Source organism: Brevibacterium pigmentatum, from assembly GCF_011617465.1.
Classification (GTDB): domain Bacteria; phylum Actinomycetota; class Actinomycetes; order Actinomycetales; family Brevibacteriaceae; genus Brevibacterium; species Brevibacterium pigmentatum.
Window position 1 is genome coordinate 3584985 of sequence record NZ_CP050153.1, and the last position, 19830, is coordinate 3604814.

The 19830-nt window shown below is 64.2% G+C and carries 12 protein-coding genes; 1 reads left to right on the plus strand and 11 read right to left on the minus strand.

All coding sequences use genetic code 11. The annotated features are described in order from the left end of the window. Positions 1 to 4: 4 nt before the first annotated feature. From GUY30_RS16290 to GUY30_RS16310, 5 genes are read right to left on the minus strand one after another with little or no spacing between them, the layout of a single operon-like run. Positions 5 to 1183: a glycosyltransferase family 4 protein gene (locus GUY30_RS16290; RefSeq protein ID WP_167199862.1), complete on the minus strand. Its 1179-nt coding sequence runs from the start codon at positions 1181 to 1183 to the stop codon at positions 5 to 7. A gap of 4 nt (positions 1184 to 1187) precedes the next feature. Continuing rightward, the gene (locus GUY30_RS16295; RefSeq protein WP_167199865.1) at positions 1188 to 2549 is read right to left on the minus strand and encodes a lipopolysaccharide biosynthesis protein; all 1362 of its coding nucleotides are present in this window, start codon (positions 2547 to 2549) and stop codon (positions 1188 to 1190) included. Further along, positions 2536 to 3219 (minus strand): sugar transferase, encoded by a 684-nt coding sequence (locus tag GUY30_RS16300; RefSeq protein WP_323127760.1) that lies wholly within the window; start codon positions 3217 to 3219, stop codon positions 2536 to 2538. The genes GUY30_RS16295 and GUY30_RS16300 overlap by 14 nt, the downstream gene beginning before the upstream one ends. Next, positions 3219 to 3833, minus strand: a complete 615-nt coding sequence (locus GUY30_RS16305; RefSeq protein WP_167199868.1) for an arsenate reductase/protein-tyrosine-phosphatase family protein — start codon at positions 3831 to 3833, stop codon at positions 3219 to 3221. Before GUY30_RS16305 ends, GUY30_RS16300 begins: the two co-directional genes overlap by 1 nt. Further along, entirely contained in the window at positions 3833 to 5539 is a 1707-nt protein-coding gene (locus tag GUY30_RS16310; RefSeq protein WP_167199871.1) for a tyrosine-protein kinase domain-containing protein, read from the minus strand. Before GUY30_RS16310 ends, GUY30_RS16305 begins: the two co-directional genes overlap by 1 nt. Positions 5540 to 5919: 380 nt before the next feature. Here GUY30_RS16310 and GUY30_RS16315 point away from each other — a divergent pair, with 380 nt between their 5' ends. Continuing rightward, on the plus strand, positions 5920 to 6987 hold the full coding sequence (locus GUY30_RS16315; protein WP_167199874.1) for an ATP-grasp domain-containing protein: 1068 nt from the start codon (positions 5920 to 5922) through the stop codon (positions 6985 to 6987). Here GUY30_RS16315 and GUY30_RS16320 read toward each other — a convergent pair. The 6 genes from GUY30_RS16320 to GUY30_RS18225 all read right to left on the minus strand — a co-directional run bounded on the left by GUY30_RS16320 (position 6976) and on the right by GUY30_RS18225 (position 18093). Next, complete coding sequence (locus GUY30_RS16320; protein WP_167199877.1) at positions 6976 to 8292, minus strand: phenylacetate--CoA ligase family protein; 1317 nt, start codon at positions 8290 to 8292, stop codon at positions 6976 to 6978. The genes GUY30_RS16315 and GUY30_RS16320 overlap by 12 nt on opposite strands. Before the next feature lie 92 nt (positions 8293 to 8384). Then, positions 8385 to 9605 (minus strand): DegT/DnrJ/EryC1/StrS family aminotransferase, encoded by a 1221-nt coding sequence (locus GUY30_RS16325; protein ID WP_167199880.1) that lies wholly within the window; start codon positions 9603 to 9605, stop codon positions 8385 to 8387. After that, positions 9602 to 11548, minus strand: coding sequence for a nucleoside-diphosphate sugar epimerase/dehydratase (locus tag GUY30_RS16330; RefSeq protein ID WP_167199883.1), 1947 nt, complete (start codon positions 11546 to 11548; stop codon positions 9602 to 9604). The genes GUY30_RS16325 and GUY30_RS16330 overlap by 4 nt, the downstream gene beginning before the upstream one ends. Before the next feature lie 249 nt (positions 11549 to 11797). Further along, on the minus strand, positions 11798 to 14485 hold the full coding sequence (locus tag GUY30_RS16335) for a LuxR C-terminal-related transcriptional regulator (protein ID WP_167199886.1): 2688 nt from the start codon (positions 14483 to 14485) through the stop codon (positions 11798 to 11800). Between the two features lie 282 nt (positions 14486 to 14767). Further along, positions 14768 to 17341 carry a LuxR family transcriptional regulator gene (locus tag GUY30_RS16340; RefSeq protein WP_167199889.1) on the minus strand — a complete coding sequence of 858 codons (2574 nt, stop codon included), beginning with the start codon at positions 17339 to 17341 and terminating at the stop codon, positions 14768 to 14770. Beyond that, positions 17326 to 18093 (minus strand): helix-turn-helix transcriptional regulator, encoded by a 768-nt coding sequence (locus tag GUY30_RS18225; protein WP_407645315.1) that lies wholly within the window; start codon positions 18091 to 18093, stop codon positions 17326 to 17328. The genes GUY30_RS16340 and GUY30_RS18225 overlap by 16 nt, the downstream gene beginning before the upstream one ends. Positions 18094 to 19830: the final 1737 nt, after the last annotated feature.

Consider the following 19830-nt stretch of genomic DNA (forward strand, 5'->3'; position numbering starts at 1 on the left):
TGACTCAGGTCGCATCGAGGACCACCCCGCCGAGGCGTTCATAGGTCACCGCCCGATCGAAGCGCTCCTCGGCCATCCGTCGTGACCCCATACCGCGTTCCACCAGATTTCGGTCTTGGGCCAGTTCCACCAGCGCTGCGGCGACGGCTTCCGCCGTCGGTTCACAACTGATTCCTGCTCCGTAGGCGACGAGCAGGTCCCGATACTCGGGGCATTCCTGAGAGTTGACGACCGGCAGCCCTGCCGCAGCGTAGTCGCCGATCTTGTTGGTGATGGACTGTGCGGCTCCCGCAACGATGGGATTGACCGCGATATCGCATCCTCGCAGACGTGCGACCATCTCCGGATACTCGAGTCTGCCGTAGAAGATGACCTCTTCGAGCAGATCGGCAGTTTCCCCGCGCCATTGGGTCTCGAACGGTCCCGTGCCCATCACATGCAGGCGCATGCGCTTTCCTGCACGCTTCAGTATGCGAAGTGCTTCGAATACCGTCGGCAGGTCGTAGCTGTGCCCCAGGGTGCCGACGTATGCAAGTTCGATGTATCCGTCGTCGGTCGGTCGGTTCGCGCCGAAACTGTCGAAGCGCTGCAGGTCGGTGCCGAGATAGACGGTCGTCACCCCGGCCGCGTCCCCGCGAGCCTCAGCAACGCGATTCGAGTAGGTCTCGGAGACAGTGACCACTGAGTCTGCAGCACGATAGATCCGTTCAGCTGTTCTGCGCAGCGGTGCGAGCACGGAACGTCCGGCCCAATGTGGTCTGAGCACGAGTTCGAAGGCTTCGGGCCACAGATCCTGCACATCGAGGATGAGTCGCACACCGTTTCTTGCGGCGAATTCGGTCGCAGCGTGCGCGGCTTCGAGCGAGGGCACGGCGCAGTAGACGACGTCGGGCACCCGTCGGTGCCGCAGATATTCCTTGAGGTTCCGACCGAGGGCCCGGTGGCTGAGAAGACGACGCATGGAGACGTTGGTCCGATAGGCAGGTTCAGAGACGTAGGTGGTCACGAAGAGCTGAGTCTCCCCGTCGGAAGGGTCCCGATGCTTCTTGGACAGATGGTGGAACGACGAAGTGACCAGCTCGACCTCGGCTCCCCGACGGGCGAGAATGCCGGCCAAGGTGTCGAACCGGTCATCCGGCCGTCTTCCGCCGCCGGTGAAGTGGGCGATCATCAATACGTCCATGGGGTCACTTCCTCGTTGTGTCTGAGTGTCGATGGATGGCGTCGCTCATGGCTGTGTCGGCCATGGCCGTCACATCCGCTTCCGCGGCCGATCGTGGATCGCTGTTATTCGCATCCTCGGCGAGCCCGTCGCAAGCCGAAGATTCGGGTCTGCTCCTGAGCACTCGGATGAGTGCGTACGCACCTGCTGCGGCACAGACGGAGTACCCGATGATCGACCCGTAGGCTGCACCGAGCATGCCGTAGGGCGGAATCAGCGTGAGATAGGCGAGCACCGAGGCGGCCGTGCCGACGATTTCGACGATCGAGACCCGTCCCGGCGCGTCCAAGGCAATGAGCAGACCCTGCTGGACGCGAGTCAGTCCGAATACGACAGCTGAGGCCGCCAAGGGAACGATCACTGCGGTCGCCGGCCGATAGGACTCGGGAAGCACGAAGATGATCATGGCGAAGGCCGCACCCGCCAGCACTGCCGCGAAGACGATCAGCAGAAGGACGCTTCGGACGATGACACGGAGGACTGGGAGCGGGCCCGACGAGAACGACTTCGACCAGCTGCGCAGAGAAGCGTCAACCCACTGCTGCACCGGCCACGTCGCCATCTCGAGAACTGTGGCGACGGTGACATACAGGCCGAGCTCCGCCGAACTGCTCAGCATTGGAAGCAGCAGTCGGTCCGAGCGCAGCATCGCGGTGTTGCTGAAGTCTGAGGGGAGCAGAACCCAGCCGCGGCGGCGCAGCCCCCGGCTCTCCGCCCGGGAGGGTGCCGACTGCTTCCACCCGCGCGGCGCGAGGAACAGAAGAGCGACGGCAGGAAGCGCCGATGCGGCATATGCCCACATCCACACCACCGGGTCGTCCATACGCAGCAGCACCAGCAATGCGGCACCGACCACGATGATCACCTGGGTGGCGACCGCGTTGACGGTGAACCACTTCCATTCCCGGCTGCAGACATAGGCGACGCGCAGCGCACGCACCAGCGAATTGAGTGCAACATATCCTGCGATTGCGATGACGCCCATCCACAGCCATGTGGTGCTGAACGGTGACACCATCGCTGCGAGGACCACGATCGGAAGGATGCAGAGAGTCCCCGGCGTCACCATTCGGGCGAAGACTCGGTATTCGGTGCCGAAGCCTCCGGACCGAGCGGCGATGAAGGGCCGCTCGAGACCCATGATCGCGAACACGGAGAGGAAGTACGCGAGCTGCAGGGCAAAGGCGAGATCTCCGCGTCCCGACGGGCTCAGCACGAAGGCTGCCAGCAGGTTCACCGCCACCGCTCCACCTGCAGCGACCATCTGCGCGCTGACCAGGACAACGGCCGCGAGCTTCGCTCCCCCGAGTCTGCTACGAATCTCCATTGCCCGCGTTCCTCTCTCCGGTGAACGTGGGCATCGTGTCGAAGCCGCCCTTGCTGATGCCCTGCCGTCCGAGCACGGTCTGCACTGTCTGCAGGAGAATGAGCAGGTCGAGTCTCAGACACCGGGTGTCGACGTATTCCACATCGAGTCGGAATTTGTCGTCCCAGTCGAGGTCGTTGCGGCCACGAACCTGCGCCAAACCGGTGATTCCGGGCAGCGCCTCGTGTCGCCGGGACTGTTCAGGCGTGTACCGGTCAAGATACTCCACCCGCAGCGGTCGCGGTCCGACGAGACTCATCTCGCCGCAGGCGACGTTCCACAGCGAAGGCAGTTCGTCGAGGCTCGACGCCCGCAGGAACCGGCCGAGCCGGGTCAGTCGCTGTCCATCGGTGATACGGTCGGCGTCCGGATGCAGCATGGTTCGGAACTTCAGAATGTCGAACACCTTCCCTCCGCGCCCGGGACGAGGCTGCCTGAAGAGCACGGGCCTGCCATGGACGACGAGCACGACAACGGCGACGACCGCTTGCAGGGGTGCTGTGATGATCAGCCCGAATACGCTGAGGCAGACATCGATCCCTCGTTTCACGGTGTCGTAAGGGCGTCGTTGCGTACGGGTATTCATTCGGCGCGCGCGAGTGGCTGCCGGCTGCTGCTCGATCTCGTCCATCATTCCTCCTCACCGAGGTTGAGTGCCCTCTGGAACAGGACTGCCACGCCTTCGACCGCTGGGGCGAGCTGCAGAGCCGCGAGCGCATAGATGTCCCGATCGCACCCATACGGGTCGATCACGTCATCATCTGTGGGAAGATCCGGTGCGCGTCTGCGACTGCGCCGTCGCACCGCCGCTCCGACCGCGGCCCGCAGACGCGTCGCCCGGTCCGCTGACGGAAGAGCGCCCTCGCTGACGATCTCGTCGTCGCGAGTCACCGCCGCGAGACTTGCGAGTTCGCGGATCGTGAAGGTCCGCCGAACGATGCGCGGGTTGAGTTCGACGACTGCGCGTCGGTGCTCGCGTGTCATGACGAGCACGAGGTCAGCCGCGCTGAGCGAATCCTCACTGACCTGCCGCGCCCGCTGGGCCCGGATGTTGATCACCCCCATGAACCCCGCAACTTCCCGGGCTTCTTCGGGCATCATTCGCCCCGGTGCGGCACGGGTGCCGGCCGAGCGCAGGCGGATCTCGGAGACGTCGGCGAACCTCTGGGCCAGCACCAGCTCGGCAAGACGCGAGCGACAGAGGTTTCCGGTGCACACAGTGAGCACGGTGAAGCTCTCAGACATCAGCTTTCGTCCGCTCTCTGCGGATTCGCATCACCGGGGACCGCGCCCACCCGGGGCAGCTCGGCGGTCTGCGGTTCCTCGAAACCCGTGTCATCGGCCGGAGCGCACCGGTGATCGGCGAGTCTGCTCCGACTGGGGATCGGCCAGACCTTCGGGGCGGAGAGATGCTTCGATCCGAAAGGTGCCGCTGGATGACGATCGACCGCCGTGTCGATGCCGTCGTCTGCGGGACCCTGTACATGACTTCGATCCGGTCGGAACATCCAGCTCGGGCCGGTATCGGCCGACAGTCGTTCGGTCTCGGTCGGGGGCCTGCCATAAACCTCCGCTGCACCGTAGGTGTACAGATCCTCGCCGTTCGGCGGCAGCATCGTGACGACTATCCCGGCGACACGGGCGCCCACGGCCAAGTGGGTGCGGATCGACTCGGTGAAGGCGCGCTTCTTGGTGCTGCTCGCCGCGGAGACCATGATGATGCCTGCCGCCTTCGTCCCGACCACTGCGGAATCTGTGACAGCCAGGGTCGGTGGTGCGTCGAGGATGACATAGTCGAAGTCTTCGCCGAGCTCGTGCAGTACAGCGTCCATCGCTTGGGAACCCAGCAGCTCACTCGGATTCGGTGGGATATGCCCTGCCGGCAGGGCACTGAGCCCGTGTTCGCCCCATGGTTGGAGGACGTCGGAGATCTCCACCCGACCGACGAGGACGTCACTGAGCCCCGCCGCGCCTTCGATGCCCAGATATTCGGCGACTTTGGGCCGACGAAGGTCACAGTCGACGAGAGCCACCCGCAGCCCCGATTCGGCGAGGATGATCGACAGATTCGCTGCCGTGATCGATTTGCCCTCACCGAGACTCGGCGAAGTGATGGCGAAGACTCGGCGCTTGGAGCCGACTCCGAGGAAGTCGAGGTTGGTGCGCAGTGCCCGAAACGCCTCTGCCGTGGGACCGTATTTGAAGGCTCGAACCACCAACGGATCGTCGGCGACAGCGGAGTCTCGGGGGATTCTTCCGATCACGGGGGTCTCGGTGAGCTGCCTGATATCCTGCACCGATCGCACCCGAGTGTCGAAGACCGCGGTGAGGATGGCGATTCCGATCCCGCACAGCAGCCCCAGCAGCAGTCCGGCGGGCACGAGCAGACTTGCCTGTGGACTCACCGGTGCATCTGCGGTCTGAGCTTCCTGCGTGGTGGTCAGGCTGATCGAACTCCGCCCGTCCGCACGTTTGGGTTCGAGCCGATTCTGCACTGCCTGAGTCAGGCTTCGGCTGATCGCCGCGGCGATCCGCTCAGCCTGCTGAGGATCCGAATCGGCGACGGTGATGTCGATGAGGACCGAACCGTCGGGGGTGCTCGCTTTCACATCATCGCGCAGTTCGGCCACCGTGGTGTTGAGTCCGAGTTCGGAGATCACCGGGTCGAGGACGACGCTGGACCCGACGATGTCTGTATAGCTGCTGACGACTTCTTTTGCGAAGCTGTTTCCCTGCACCAGGTCACCGGTTCCTCCCGCATCTGATTGGACCGACACGTAGAGCTGGGTGTGCGCTTCATATGTGGGTGTCATGAGCGCGACGGGCACGGCACCTGCGACGATTCCGAGCATCGTCGCTGCTGTGACGAGCAGCCATCTGCGTCGAAGGATCCTCACGTAGTCGCGCAGGTCCATGCCCGCGCCGTTGGGTGCCGATTCTGTCATGCCCATGTCTGTGTCCTTCCGAACTGCGTAACCGCTGCGCGTAGAACCGATGCCGATGATTGCGACCGGTGATGTCGGCGAGCGCCCTTGGACTCCTCTGCGCCGCTCTGACCTTTGCTGACAGCTCGGCGAATCGGACTTCACGCTACATTCGCAGGCCGTCGTCGAACGCGGTCTGCGACAGAGCCTGCGGTGATCCGCAGTGGCCCTGTGGAAAGCCGCCCGAACGCGTGTGGACCGAGTCATATCCTGGTTCGGCCCCAATGATGCGGATATGCTTTCAGTGCCGAGCCGATGATGGCCGGTCAGTGGCGTCAGCCGTTATTCGAACCGAGAAGTCCCATGCGTGAATCACAGAATCCGCTGGGTGACTGCAGGAGGACCACATGACGTCGATTCCAGCCACAGTCGTGATCGGCTCGGCCGGTCGACGCCTGTATCTCATCGACTGGTTCCGCAAGGCCTTCGAGACTCTCGGCGTCGAGGGGCGCGTAGTCGTCACCGAGAACGACGAGACGAGTTCGTCCGCGACTTATGGCGACATCGGCAGAATCATGCCGAAGTACTCGGACCCTGCTTATGAGACCGCCCTGTTGGACCTCATCGTCGACCTCGAACCGCAGCTGTTCATCTCCGTCAACGACTATGAGCTCCTTCATCTCCATGTGAATACGGACCTCGCGGACCGAATGCGACAGTTGGGAGTGCTCGTCCCCGGTGTGTCCGCCGAATGGCAGCGCGGCTGCGTCGACAAGTTGCGGATGGCGCAGATGCTCACCGCGATCGGCGTGCGAACTGCGCCGACGGTCACCGGCGGAGACGGCGCAGGACTGTCGGCGCTTGCAGCGTATACCGATGACGTTGTCGTCAAACACCGGTTCGGCAGCGGTTCGTCGGGTCTCGCGATCGTGTCCGCTGCTCGGGCAGAAGAAGCTGTGGCCGAATCACTGCTCTCCGCACCTGCGCAATCGGGCGGTGAGCCGACTGCCGACGATGTCGTGATCCAACCCAAACTCTCCGGCACCGAACACGGTGTCGATATCGTCGGTGCACTCCATGCCCCCGGTGACCTCGCCGCTGTCCTTGCCCGACGCAAGCTGCGGATGCGAGCGGGCGAGACGGACAAAGCGGTTACGGTGGATCCTGCCCCGTTCGTGGCGAATTCGGCTCTCATCGCGAAAGCGGCTGGGCTCACCGGACTCATCGATGTCGACATGTTCCTCGACGGAGAGGGACGCAGCACTGTCATCGACATCAATCCGCGCTTCGGCGGCGGATATCCATTCGTGCATCTCGCGGGAGCCGATGTCCCGCTGTACTACCTGGCCCAGGCCATGGGCAGAGATGACGGGTTCGAGTGGAGTCGTTATGAGCCCGGCGTTGTCTCCGCGAAATACGAAAGTATTCGAGTCGCCGGAAGAGTGCCGGTGACTCCTACCAGTTCAGTTGAGTGATCGGGACCTGAACAGACTCTCTGGATCGGGAATCTCGTTGACGAAGCTCTGACGTTTACCGGACCCGACGACGAGTTGCTGCGAATCATAGGTGAAGTCACAGCGCATGATGTCCCCGACGCAGTCGTCGAGGATACTGCGAAGACGGAGCTCGAGGGCTGCGGATCGGGGCGCATTGAGCACCCACGTAAACTTCCCGATATCGTTCTGACGAAGCTGGAACTGTCGGATCTCCTGGAGCTGGTCAGCAAGTTCCATCATTCCCATATGCAGTATCCTCTGAGGCACCTCTGCGGTACCGCCGATGCAGAAATCCCGGTTGCGCCCACTGAGCTCCTGCAATATGCCGGGAATCGGCGCACCGGCGTCGTCGACAGCGAACCGCCCGACGTCCCCTGTGTCGTATCGGATATAGGGCGAAGCACGATTGAACAGGTCTGTGACCACAATTCGTCCGATCCCGCCCGGCGGAGCTGGGCGGTCCGAGTCCAGGTCCAGGATCTCGAAATGGAAGGTCGCAGTGTTGAGCCTGTAACGGGTCAGCGCGCCGTCCGAGATTCCGAAGATCCCATTCTCGGTATTGGAGTACCTCATAGCGAGATCAACACCTGCTTGGGCCCGGATGAGTTCGTTCAATGAGCTGGTAGCGGGCTCACCGATTCCAAGCACTGCACCGATGACTCCTTCTGCGAACTCGATGTCGTACCTGCGAAAGCCCTCGAAGAGCGCATCCAGATAAGAGCACAGCGCAACGACGATGGTGCCGCGTCGACGCCTCAGCCATCGAGCGATCGCCCGAATACTCTGCTCATCGTGCTCTCCGCTGTACATCCGCTTGCCTTGTAGGAAATACACCAGCTTGGATTTGACCGAAACGTCGAACCATGTCGTGCCGTGGAGGGTCGGGGCAAACGGGTCGGCGCCGAGGAACCGAAATGCAGCTACCATTTCGGCCCTGTGATGAGAGATCCGGTCGGCGTCGAAGTAGGAATCGTAGAGTACACCAGAAGTCCCAGACGAATAACGGCTGGCAAGGTTGTCAGAATTCACCCGCTCATCGAAGAACTGCGAACGGTCCGCCACCATCATCGGTTTCGTGACCACCGGCAGTGCCTCGAAACCCTCGCCCTTCAGGTTCTGGTAGAAGGGCACATGAGTGCGAGCATGCCGCGCGATCTGTTCCAATGCGGCAGAGGAAGAACGGGATGCGGGGTTGTTCAGCGTCGAATAGACCTCTTCGACGACTGACAGTGAGACTCCATTCGGCAGCATCTGAGCCGCGAATCGGCGGGCCGTGGACAACATGAAGTTTCCCTTCTCCTCTTCCGAGTATCTGTGTCAGGTTGCGTTGGCGCGTTGGGGAATTCGAGTATGGGACCGTCTGCCACGGGACTGGGTCACGGCGCAGCTCCATCGACGGCTGCGCCTCGAAGCTCGAAGTACGCAGTCGCAACGGCAATGACATGTTCGATGTCGGCATCGGTCATCTTCGATCCGCTCGGCAGGTTGAGGCCGGTGGAGAAGATGCGTTCGGATACCTCTCCGCCGTATATCGGCACCTCGGCGAAGACCGGCTGCAAGTGCATCGGCTTCCACAGCGGTCGGGTTTCGATATCGTGTTCAGCCAGCCAGGCTCCCAACTCGGCCGCACTGAATCCAGTCCGACGCTCGTCCACGAGGATCGCAGTCAGCCAGGCATTGTCGCAGTGGTCGTTGTCGTTGCCGAACACAGAAACCCCCTGCACCGAGGCGATTGTGTCGCTGTAGCGTCGACGGATCTCCCGGCGACGGTCGACCATCGCGTCGAGCCGGGTCAGCTGCGCCCGTCCGAGAGCGGCGAGCAGATTGCTCAGCCGATAGTTGAACCCGATCTCCCGGTGTTCGTAGTGGGCCACCGGCTCCCGGGCCTGGGTCGACAGGAAACGGGCGTACTCTGCCAGTCGGGAATCGTCGGTGAGCAGTGCTCCACCGCCCGAGGTGGTCATGATCTTGTTGCCGTTGAATGACACGACCGCGGCGTCGCCGAAGCTGCCGCAGGTGACAGCTCCATAGCGGGATCCCAGCGATTCGGCGGCGTCGACGAGGACGGGGACTTCGAATTCGGCCGCGATCGGCAAGATCCGGTCGTAGTCGGCGGGCCGTCCGAGCAGGTCGACCGGGACGATTGCCGCCGGCTTCTTCTTACCTCGGATCGAGTTCTTCAAAGCCCGGTGCAGCTGTACCGGATCCATGTTTCCGTCCGAGGAGCAGTCGACGAATACAGGTTCGGCTCCGCAATAGGTGATGGCGTTCGCCGTTGCGGCGAAAGTCATCGTCGACGTGATCACCAGGTCTCCCGGCCGCACTCCGAGACCGAGAAGGCCGAGGTGGAGAGCCGCCGTGCCGGATGAGAGCCCAACTGCATAAGAGACTCCGACTTTTGCCGCAAGCTCGGTCTCGAACGCTTCGAGGTCCGGACCGACAGGTGCTATCCAGCCGCTGCGAAACGCGCGCAACAGGAATTCCTCTTCGAGCTCCCCGACGTCGGGGCCCGACAGGAGGACCCGGCTGGCGGCCTGAACAGGCTGAGGCTCCGGTGCGGTCTGCGGCTTCGTCGGTGCCGCGTCCGAGATCGTCATGGCCTGACCTCATCCGAAATCAATGTGGTCGGCACCGACAGGTGGACAGTTCCGCCGGCGGGTTCTCGGCGGTCCACTTGATGACCGAGTTCCGGTTGGGGGCTGCAGCTGCGGTCACAGAACTCGTCGATGACGCCTCGCTCGGCCATCACGACCGGCAGATCGGCAGGTGAGAGCTCAGGAGCTTCGACCCGGCTGATCTTGTCGTGGATGCGGATGACCGTGCCCTCATAGTCGCCGAAGAGCTCCTCGTCGAGCTTCTCACCCTCCCGCAGGCCGGTATAGACGATCTCGGTAGTCTGATTCGACATCGCAACCAGACTCCGGGCGATGTCGACGATGCGCACGGGTTCACCCATGTCGAGAACCATGACGTAGCCGTCCTCGCCGATCGTCGCCGCCTGCAGCACCAGCTGGCACGCCTCCGGGATCGTCATGAAGAAGCGTCGGACCTCCGGATCGGTGACCGTGATCGGACCGCCCTGTCTGATCTGTTCCTGGAAGGACAGGAGCACCGATCCGCGGGAGCCCAGAACATTGCCGAAGCGAACCGAGAGGTAAGTGCCTGGAGACTTCGCTGCGAATCCGCTGACGAGTCTTTCGGCAATCCGTTTGCTCCGGCCGAGTTCGCTCGTGGGTGCTGCGGCTTTGTCCGTCGAGATGTTGACGAAGGTTTCGACTCCGACCGTGCGTGCTGCTTCGAGGACGTTGAGGGTGCCGTGGACATTCGTCTTCCACGCCTCCTCGGGGAACCGCTGCAGCATCGGCAAATGTTTGAGCGCCGCCGCATGGAAGACGATCTGCGGCTTCGCCTCGGCGAAGATGTGGTCGAGGGCGCTCCTGTCGCGGATATCGGCGAGCACTGTGTTCTGCGACATCAGCAGCGCCGAGCCGTAGAGCGTGAGTTCGACTCCGTGCAGCGCGGTCTCATCGCGATCGAGCATGACGAGGCTCTCGGGGTGGAGAGCGAAGAGCTGCCGGCAGAGTTCGCTGCCGATCGATCCTCCGGCTCCGGTGACGAGTACCCTCTTGCCGGCCACCTTCTTCGCGATCTCGGCCAGATCGGTGTGCACCGGAGCCCGGCCGATGAGGTCTTCGACCTTGATATCGCGGATGTCGCCGATCTCGACCTTTCGATTGACCATCTCTGCCAGCGGCGGGATCGTCCTCAGCCATTTCCCTGTCGGCTGCAGACGATCACGGCAGATCTGCAGAAAATCCGCTTCGGAATCGGCGATCGCAACGATGGCTCCGGAGACGTTGAGCCATCCGGCCACCTCGGCGATGTCCTCACTTGTCCCCCGAACACGGACCCCATGGATGCTCAGCTGCCGTTTGCGCGGATCGTCGTCGATGAGCCCGACGGGAAGATAGGCGCCGTCAGGGTCGGAGAGCATCTGCCGAATGAGGGACTCGGCCGCGGCACCGGCGCCGACGACGAGCACTCGCTCCCCCTGCAGCGGACGGGTCGCGATCTGGTGGGACCAGCGGACGAGGTACCGGCTGCCGGTCATGAAGATGACAGCGGAGAACACGGTGAGCAGAACGAATGGGGAATCTCCCAAGGTGACAGCCATCAGACCGCACGCGCTGATCAGTGCGATGATCGCGATGCCGCCGTATTCGGCGAAGCTGCCGTAGTGGTAGCGACTGCGATAGAGCCCGATGAGCAGGCCGAGGAGCAGCTGCAAGACCGCTGCGGCAGTGACTGCGGAGACGAGTTCGACCGCACTGACGACACCTGCGCCCATCACCGCCGAGGCGAGCAGTCCGGCAGCAGCCCATGCGGCAACGTCGAAGACCAGTTGGAATGCGGTCTTGCTCCTCCAGATCCGCATCGCCATCCGGGCCGACCATGGTGCACCAGAAGTCACCGGGGCCGGCGGGGCCTCGCCCACTGCCCCCATCCGGGTGAGTGGTTTCGGATGTTCTGACACAGTCATCGTGATCTCCCATGCTCGGCTGTTCCGGCCCAGTCGTTGTGGCTGCCGGACATCGTCGGAGCGAGCCGGCGATGCAGCGATTCCAACTAGCGGAATGCGTCGACTTCACGCTATGGGCGCGATGACTCTGTTCTGGCGCTTGCGGAGAGGAGACTGCGGTCATCCGCGATGGCGGTGCGGGTCTCCGTGGGGCGTTCTGCCGCAGACGGCACGAACCGTCTGCGGCTCATGCACCACACGGATATCAGCTCAGACCGCGGCGAGACGCGGGTTGCCGGCGAGCCTCGATACGAGCTCGGTTCGCGAACCGACGTCGAGCTTGCGGTAGACGGCGGTGAGGCGGAGTTCGACGGTGCGCAGGGAGACGAAGATCCGTTCGGAGATCTCCCGGTTCTTCAGTCCGGCACGGACCAGCTCGACGACTTTGAGCTCCTCATCGCTGAGTTCGCCGAGGCGAGGCAGGTCGGGCATCGTCGGTGCCTTCGGTTCCTCGACGATCTGCCCGTTGCGCAGGTGCTCGGCGAGACGCCCGGCCCCGACTTCGCGAAGCAGCGCTGCGGCGGCGAGCCTCTGTTCGCGTGCTCTCAGCTTCGAGCCGTTATCCTCGAGGCGAGAGGCGAATGCCGCATGAGTGACTGCTTTCTCGAAGACGAACTCAGGTGTGCTGGCCTGCCGCAGTGCCCGCCCGAACAGATCGGCGGCGGTCTCCCCGGCGGCCAGAAGCGCTTCGGACCGACCGACGACCAGATCGGCCCACCGCGACGGGTACGTCTTCGCGCAGTCACGCAGCTGCTGGAGCAGAAGAGTCGCATGCTCCCGTCTGCCCACACTCACCAAGGCTTCGATGAGGTCGCCGTCGAAGCGACGCACGTTCGGGTTGCCCTCGGCGGCGGACAGCTGTTCGCAGCGTCGAAGGTGTCCGAGTGCTACGGCCGGGCAGTCGGTGCGCAGCAGGTATCTGCCCTGGATCGCATTGAGTTCGGCCAGCAGGCGATGGTTGTTCGTCGCCGACGCCAGGGCAGCGGTCTGGTCTTCGACGGGCCCCGCTTCACCCGCGCTTCCGGTCAGCAGCAGCTTCCAGGCGCGCAGCAGCAGGATCCGATCCTGACGCACGACGGCAAGGCCTCTGCTCTTGTCCGTCGCCACGTCCGCAGAGATTCCGTCGATGACCTCGACGGCCTGACTGACGCGGCCGCGCCGCATTTCCAGTTCCGCACGAACACAGTCCACCTGCCGCTTCCAGACCCTGGTCGCGGCACAGATCTCACCGATGCGGTCGAGCACGGCCGTGGCGGCTTCATAGTGCTCGGTGAGCATCAGCCCGTGGGCGACGGCGAGTCCGAAGCTCGGTCTGATCGAATCCTGGTGTTCCTGCAGGCTCGCGAATCCGGCAAGCGCCGATCCTTCCTTCCCGCCGTTGCTGTCGAGCAGGACGCGAACGGCCTGCGCAAGCTGCGGCTCGCTGTCGCGGAAGTGCTCAGCGGCGGCTTCGGCCAGTGCCAGAAGCTCCCGCGCTCGGGAGAATTCGCCTCGTTCGCAGTGACAGAGCGCCAGAGTCAGCTGCAGCCGCGCGACTTCAGCGGGCGCCTGCTCCGATTCGTACCTGCTCCACGACGTGAACAATGACGACGGCAACGTCTGCGTCTCGAGGAAGACGTTGCGGACCTCGAGAGTCCTGGCGCGGACGACGACTGCGGCCCGGTTCGACCGGCAGGCGATCCGCACATAGCGTCGAGAGAAGGCGAACTGCCCGTGGTCGGACAGTGTCTCGGCGATCTCGACCAACTGGCCCCGCAGCTCCTCGAGGTCGTTGCAGACGCGGATGGCCCGTTCGGCGAATTCGGCCCCTCCGGCAGTGAGTCCGCGCCGCACCAGTCCGAGAGCATGCGCCGCCAGCTGCTGCGCCGTCTCCTCCCCCGGGTCGATGAACGAGACGTGCCAGGCTTCGACCTGCGGCCAGGTGTCGGCACAGTCCTCGGCCAGAACAAGGTGGGTCCTGCGTCGTTCACTCGCCCCCATCGACTGCTGCACCATGGCACGGACGAATCCGTGCGGTATCCGCAGGAATGCTCCCCGACGTTCGATCGTCCCGCGCGATTCGAGTTCGTCGACGGCTTCCCAGAACCCGGGCAGCCTTCTGGCCAGAGGCCGCAGCGGGGTCAGCGGGGACAGAGACAGGCATCTGAGAAGCCCTTCGGCTTCATCGCTCAGCCCTTCGACGTATTCGGCGATCATCGGGCGGCTGGCCGGTCCCACGCGCACCGGGATCGACAGCGCGATCTCCCCGCGCATCTCGCTGGGGGCCATCTCCTCGAGGATGTGGCTGACCGCCAAGGGGCGACCCGACGCGGCGTGGGCGGCGACCTGGGCCGCCTCCTCGGCGATCCTCGTCTGTCCGAACCGGGCCAGGGCGAGGTCACGCGCGAGGTCGATGAGTTCGGCGATGTTCAGATCCGCAAGTTCGATCTCCGGCACCGAGGCGAACGGGCTGTCGTCGTCGATCGCCCGTGCCGTGATGACGATGTGCAGACGGCCGGACTTCAGCCGGCGCAGCATCCGTCCGAGCACCCGCTGCGAGTCCGTGTCCATGTCGTCGGCATTGGGCACGAGGACGAGCGTGTCCTCATCTCCTGAGATCGATCGGAGTGCCTCCATGAGGCTCGGCACGACCTCGTCGGCGGCGAGTTCCGCCGGATCGCAGAGTCCGTCAGCGGATGCGCTGACCGCGGCGAGCAGACCGCTCAACCCGGACAGGGGCGTGTCCTCGTCGAGCGGGCTCGATGCGACTCTGATGACGGGTCCCTGCCACTCGGATTCGAGTGCCCGCAGGATCGACCGCCTGCCGGTCCCGAATCCGCCGGTGAGAGCTGCGGCGCGATGCCGTGTGAGGAGAGAGCGGAGGTCGCCGACCTCCTTGCGACGAATCACCTGACGCATGGCCTACCTCCTGTCGTCGAGTCCGGGGAGTCCGTGCGGAGAATGATTCCCGGCCCGGTGATGGTCGCTGCCGTTCGCGCAGCGCGGGGATTGTTTCGCCGAGGAGGGTGCAGTGTGATGTCCATACTCACATACTGCTCGCCGGCAGCCGTCCCGGACCAGGTGGTCGATACGGGAGTCCCCTTCAGGTCACTACTCAGTCACCGCCGGGTCACCACTGGCGAGTTGGACTGAGTACTCGCTCGTGTCCGAAATCCGCAATTGCCGGTACTCCATTCGAGCTCAGGCGCGCAGTCGTCCTTCGGTATCCCGCATCGCCTCGGCGACCTGATCTCTGCGCTCGATTCCGAGTTTTCGGAACAGCCGGTACGTGTGTCCTTCGACGGTTCGCACCCGCACCCCCAGTTCCAGAGCGATCTCCGCATTCGATCGGCCGGCGACGATGAGCGCGCTGATCTGCTTCTCCCGGGCAGTCAGTCCCGTGTTCTGCCTGCCCGGTCCACCGTCCTGACCAGCTCCGAATCGTGCAGCCAGGGCGATGCACTTGCCCGCCAGGTCGGGCATCGACGCCCCGTATTCCTCCGCCATGGCCGTCAGCGCAGCACGATCGTGGTCGCGCAGAGCAGCGCCGAGGCGGCCGACGATGTCGAACTCACGCCCGGTTCCGTGCGCGGCGGCCTCGCACATCGCCTGGGGTGCGATCTCGTCGAAGTGAAGGAAGAGGTGCAGCCGGATGAGGACGACGATCGCCGCGGCCCCATCGGCTTCGGCTTCGTCCAACATCCGGCGCAGCTCGTGCTCAAACTTGGGTTCTCCGGTGCGTATCGCTCGTGCGGTGGTGCGGAGCACGAGTGCCCGACGATACTCGTGGTAGAGAGCGGTGACGGGCAGCTCGTCGAAGCGGGCGTGCAGGTCGTCGGCCTCGGCGGGGGTTCCGACACATGACACCGCATATTCGGCCTCCGCCAACGCGATGGCCAGCTGCGTGCCCATGTTCCAATAGGTCAGCGATTCGATCGCTGCTCTCAGCGCCTTCATCGCCCCGGGCAGATTGCCCTCGAGCAGATTTGTCTGAGCCCACAGCAGGTCGATCGGCCCGGACCGAGCAGACAGGTAGGCGATGTCATGTGTCGGCAGTGTCGTCATCAGCTCTCTCGCCTCAGCGATTCGTCCCAGCTGCAGAAGAGTGCGGCCCTGCAGCATGGTCAGGTGAAGTGAAGCTGTGCCTTCATTGCTGAAATCAGCTCGAGCGGATTCGAGGAGCGCGAGGGCTTCCAAGGTGCGTCCCGAGTCGAGCATGTCGGTGGCGTGCAGCATCGTGTCAAGCAGTTGGAAGCTGCCGGTTGCCCCGCTCTCGGGTGTGAGTCCGTCGAAGACGACTACGGTGATCGGCCGTTCTTCGGCCACGACGGCAGCGATCCGGTCGAGGAAGTCGAGCCCGAACGCCGCGTCCACTCCCCCTCCCGGGTGTCCGTCACCTTCCTCGCGCAGCCGATTGAGAGCGGTGCGGAAGTCCGCAAGTCGCAGGGCAGGAGACTGGGATGCGGAAGCACGGTTCATCCAGACCACGAGCGCGTCGACGACCAACTGTGCGCAGCATGCGGTACGGACCGCGTGGGCCAAGATGTCGAGTCCGAGGGGAATCTTATTGCAGCCGCAGTAGAGCAGAGCGACTGAGAGCAACTCGTGCCGGCTCATCTTCTCCGTCGGAACCTCCGCGATCAGACGCATGGCCCGATGCCAGTCTCCGAGGCGGGCGGCGATCAGTGCGGCGTCGATGGTCCTCGACTCACTGACTTCCGCTCCGCAGATCATTCCCCATTCGGCCCTGATCACCTGCGACCAGTCCGCAGGTGCGTCTCCGCAGGAGTCGATGAAGTCGAACCATTCTCGACTCCGACCGGTTGGGGTCGTGTACCTGATCGTGTCCGAGGTGTGGTTCTCCACTGCCTCGTAGATATGGGGTCTCTGCGCGTCGATCTTCAGTTCGCCGGCGGCCACGAGGGCATCCGCGGCTTCCCCGAGCCCCGCCTCGAGCAGTGTCTCCAGCTCCACCTCCCCCGCGAGGACGACCAACGCGAGGGCCTCGGTCTCCTGCGGCGAATGGTCGGCAAGACCGATCCGTGCATAGTCGCGGGCGCGCGCATCGTAGTCGGTGTCGAGTCCGTCGAGGATCCACACTCCGCGGCGCAGGAGGAAGCGTGACCGTCGTGCGGTGTATTCGAGGAGTTCGAGCAGCTTTCCCGGATTGCGCTTCGAATGGAAGTCGACGATGTCGACCACGGCTTGGGACACGATGTGGCCGAGGCGGTGTTCGACCATCGACCGATAGTCCTCACGCGGCAGGGGGCCGAGGACGAGATGCTGGAGCACACGGTCTTCGACCAGGGTTGCGAACGGTATGACCCCGCTCTCGGGGTTCGATCGCGACATCGCGACGAGCCTGATCGAGCCGACGCTGGCCAAGTCGGTCAGGATCTCCTGCGAACGGGGATCGAGCAGGTGGGCATCATCGACGAAGACCGCTCTCGGGGCGCGCGCCGAGGCAAGTCGGGACACGATGCGGCCCAGCAGCGTGGACGGGTCGCCATCGAGGTCGACGAGCAGACCGAAGACCCCGAACTCGGTGTTCTGGTGCACGCGGTCCCCGCGGATCCAGATTCCGTCGTTCCCGGCGTCGAAGGCCGTTCTCGCGAGGAGCGTCTTGCCGACGCCGATCTCACCTTCGATGAGGATGCCGGAGCACTGCGAACACTGTAGTGACTGACTGATCAGGTCGAGTTCGCCCCTGCGTCCGAAGATCTCACCTCCGACCTGAGCACCCGCGGCCGATGCGGGGGTCAGTTCCTCAGCCATTCCGTCACCACCTCTCGCAGTTCCTGACGATTGGCCACATGCACTCGGCGGTAGAGACGACCGAGGTGCCATTCGACGGTTCTGGCCGACAGGTGCACCTCTTCTCCGATCTGTGCGCTCGTCCGACCTTCGACGATGCCTGTGATGATCGAGTGCTCGAGTTCGCTCAGGTTCTCCTGGAACCGCTCGCCGTCGGCGTCGAAGTCGAGCACGCGCCGGCTCCGGCTCAGCAGGATCCGGGCTTCTTTCGTGACTGCGGCATCGCCTGCCGCGACGGCGCGCTTTCGGGCCTCACCGGAGAGCTGGGCACAGAGCACGACTGCACCGAAGAGCAGAGCCTCACGAGCCGCGGTGATGAGCGCCTGCAGATCGTCGGTGCTGAAGGCCTGAGCCGCGGCACGCAGCAGGCGTCCGAGTGCGCCGTCGACCCTACCGGCCGACGCGGACAAGCTGCCGATGGCCCATTCATGTCCGAGCCGACCGGCCTCGAGCCAGGCGAGGCAGGCAAGGGTATGCGCACCGTGCTCTTCTGCCCAGGCCCCGAGTTCATACAGCTGCGGGGCAGCGGGCCCCGGCGACGTCTGCGCCAGCGTCTGAAGATCGAAGAGCCTGGCTTCGAATGACGCCCACCAGGAATGCCGACTGGCTTCGGCCTCCGCGTCGACAGGAAACGAGATGACCTCTGTCCGCTGCTGCGTCAGCGAAGCGGACAGAGACTGAGCCGACCTGGCCATTCCCGCTATGTCGACCATGTCGCTGGGATCGGCACCGAGATTGAGGTCGCTGAGGCAGCGATGGGCCTTTGCCGCGTTTCCGGTGCGCAGGTCGATGAGCGCGTTCGTCAGTCTGGTCAGCCGCCGGCTGGACGTCAGTTCATCCATTGCCGTTCGCGCTTCGGTCCAATTGCCGGCGATGAAATTCGCCACGAAGAACTGCGGAACGGCGTCTTCCCGTTCGAACGATCCGGGTCCGGGAAGGTCGAACATCAGTCGGGCCTGTGCGATATAGCTCAGTCCCAGTTCGATCCGTCCGGCCATCACTTCGGCCACGCCGAGGAACGCACAGGCGCGCAGACGATGGCGCACCGAACTCGCATGGTTGAGATAGACGCTTTCAGCCAGAGCGCAGGCAGCGGCGATGCGACCTCCTTTGAGGTCGAACCGGACACGCGTCGCGTCGAGCCGTCCGAGGTCGGTCGGCGATTCCAGTCGATCTCGGACCCACTCCAACCGCAGCCGCTCAGGAGTCCGCGGGTCCGTCAGTCGCAGCTCCATAGCCGCGAGGCGGGACAGATACTCCCCAGACGAGTGACTGTGGTCCAGGCACGCTTCGGCGATGAGCGGGTCGATGATCTCCCTGGCCTGTCGGAGCCTGCCGGCTCCCCATTCGCAGCGGGCAAGTTCGAGGTCGAGTTCGGGGCCGCGATAGCCGCTCGTGCGGATAATCTCCGCGGCCTCGAGGTACCTTCCCCGCGAGTTTCCCCACATGGCGGCGTCCACCACCAGCTTCGGCGTGGGCACCCGGCCCAAGGAGATCGACCATGCGGCATACCCGAAGAGCGCCCTCCCATAGAGAGCCGAATGGTCCGCTCCGGCATCGAACCGGGTGAGCAGCTCGAGACTCCGAGAAGGCGGAATCGCGGCGCGGACGTTCTCGGCCGTGACGGGTTCGTGCATACTCACCTCTCCCCCTCGGCCTTTCGAAATCGACAGGAGACCGTCCTCTGCCAGAGAGTCGATCGTCAGCGGACTGGTGAGTCCCACGAGCACGTCATAGGGCACCGCTTCGATGAGAGAGACGGTCTCGAGTACCTCTCGGCTGGGCTGATCGACCCGGGCGATCGCTGTTTCGACCCCGCTGGTCCGGCTCCGGCCGAAGAGCAGCCTCTCGAGCAGCCGCGGATTGCCGTGGGCGAGCGCACTCAGCTCTGAAACCGATCTGGTCTCGGTCTCCATGAGTCCGATGCTGTTGATCATCGCTGCCGCATCGACCTCGTCGATACCGTCCAGATCGATTCTCACGACGCTTCCGGCCAGCCACAGTCCGGCGATGAGATCAACCGGCGGACGCGCGGATTCGGCGGCGACGACGAGCTTGATCCTGTGTGCGTCCGTCAGCTGGGCCAGCACAGCGAGGGAGTGGTCGTCGACGAGATCGGCATTGTCGACGACGACCAGAGACAGTCGGCCCTCTGCTCTGCGCTCGAACAGCCCACCGATCACCGACAGCGCTCGACCCGGCGGGAGGTCGGTGTCGATGCCCTCTCGGGACAGCAGTATTTCGAAGATCCCGAGATTTCGCACCCGTGCGTTCTCCGAGCCGCGCAGGCGGGTGACCGACAGTTCCGGGTCGAGGCGAGAGAGTGCGGTGTTGACCAGCGCGGTCTTCCCGACGCCGGGGGCGCCGATGATGAGTGCGCCCAGATGCCTCTGGCCGGAGATCGCGTCGACGACCGTCGAGAGTTCGGATCCATATCCGAAGAGTCGGCG

Excerpts from the sequence above, each read along its gene's own strand:
- GUY30_RS16335 (WP_167199886.1), bottom strand. The coding sequence starts at position 14,485 with ATGCGTCAGGTGATTCGTCGCAAGGAGGTCGGCGACCTCCGCTCTCTC.
- GUY30_RS18225 (WP_407645315.1), bottom strand. The coding sequence starts at position 18,093 with ATGGTCGACATAGCGGGAATGGCCAGGTCGGCTCAGTCTCTGTCCGCT.
- GUY30_RS16330 (WP_167199883.1), bottom strand. The coding sequence starts at position 11,548 with ATGACTGTGTCAGAACATCCGAAACCACTCACCCGGATGGGGGCAGTG.
- GUY30_RS16325 (WP_167199880.1), bottom strand. The coding sequence starts at position 9,605 with ATGACGATCTCGGACGCGGCACCGACGAAGCCGCAGACCGCACCGGAG.
- GUY30_RS16290 (WP_167199862.1), bottom strand. The coding sequence starts at position 1,183 with ATGGACGTATTGATGATCGCCCACTTCACCGGCGGCGGAAGACGGCCG.
- GUY30_RS16315 (WP_167199874.1), top strand. The coding sequence starts at position 5,920 with ATGACGTCGATTCCAGCCACAGTCGTGATCGGCTCGGCCGGTCGACGC.
- GUY30_RS16310 (WP_167199871.1), bottom strand. The coding sequence starts at position 5,539 with ATGGGCATGACAGAATCGGCACCCAACGGCGCGGGCATGGACCTGCGC.
- GUY30_RS16295 (WP_167199865.1), bottom strand. The coding sequence starts at position 2,549 with ATGGAGATTCGTAGCAGACTCGGGGGAGCGAAGCTCGCGGCCGTTGTC.
- GUY30_RS16305 (WP_167199868.1), bottom strand. The coding sequence starts at position 3,833 with ATGTCTGAGAGCTTCACCGTGCTCACTGTGTGCACCGGAAACCTCTGT.
- GUY30_RS16300 (WP_323127760.1), bottom strand. The coding sequence starts at position 3,219 with ATGGACGAGATCGAGCAGCAGCCGGCAGCCACTCGCGCGCGCCGAATG.
- GUY30_RS16340 (WP_167199889.1), bottom strand. The coding sequence starts at position 17,341 with ATGGCTGAGGAACTGACCCCCGCATCGGCCGCGGGTGCTCAGGTCGGA.
- GUY30_RS16320 (WP_167199877.1), bottom strand. The coding sequence starts at position 8,292 with ATGTTGTCCACGGCCCGCCGATTCGCGGCTCAGATGCTGCCGAATGGA.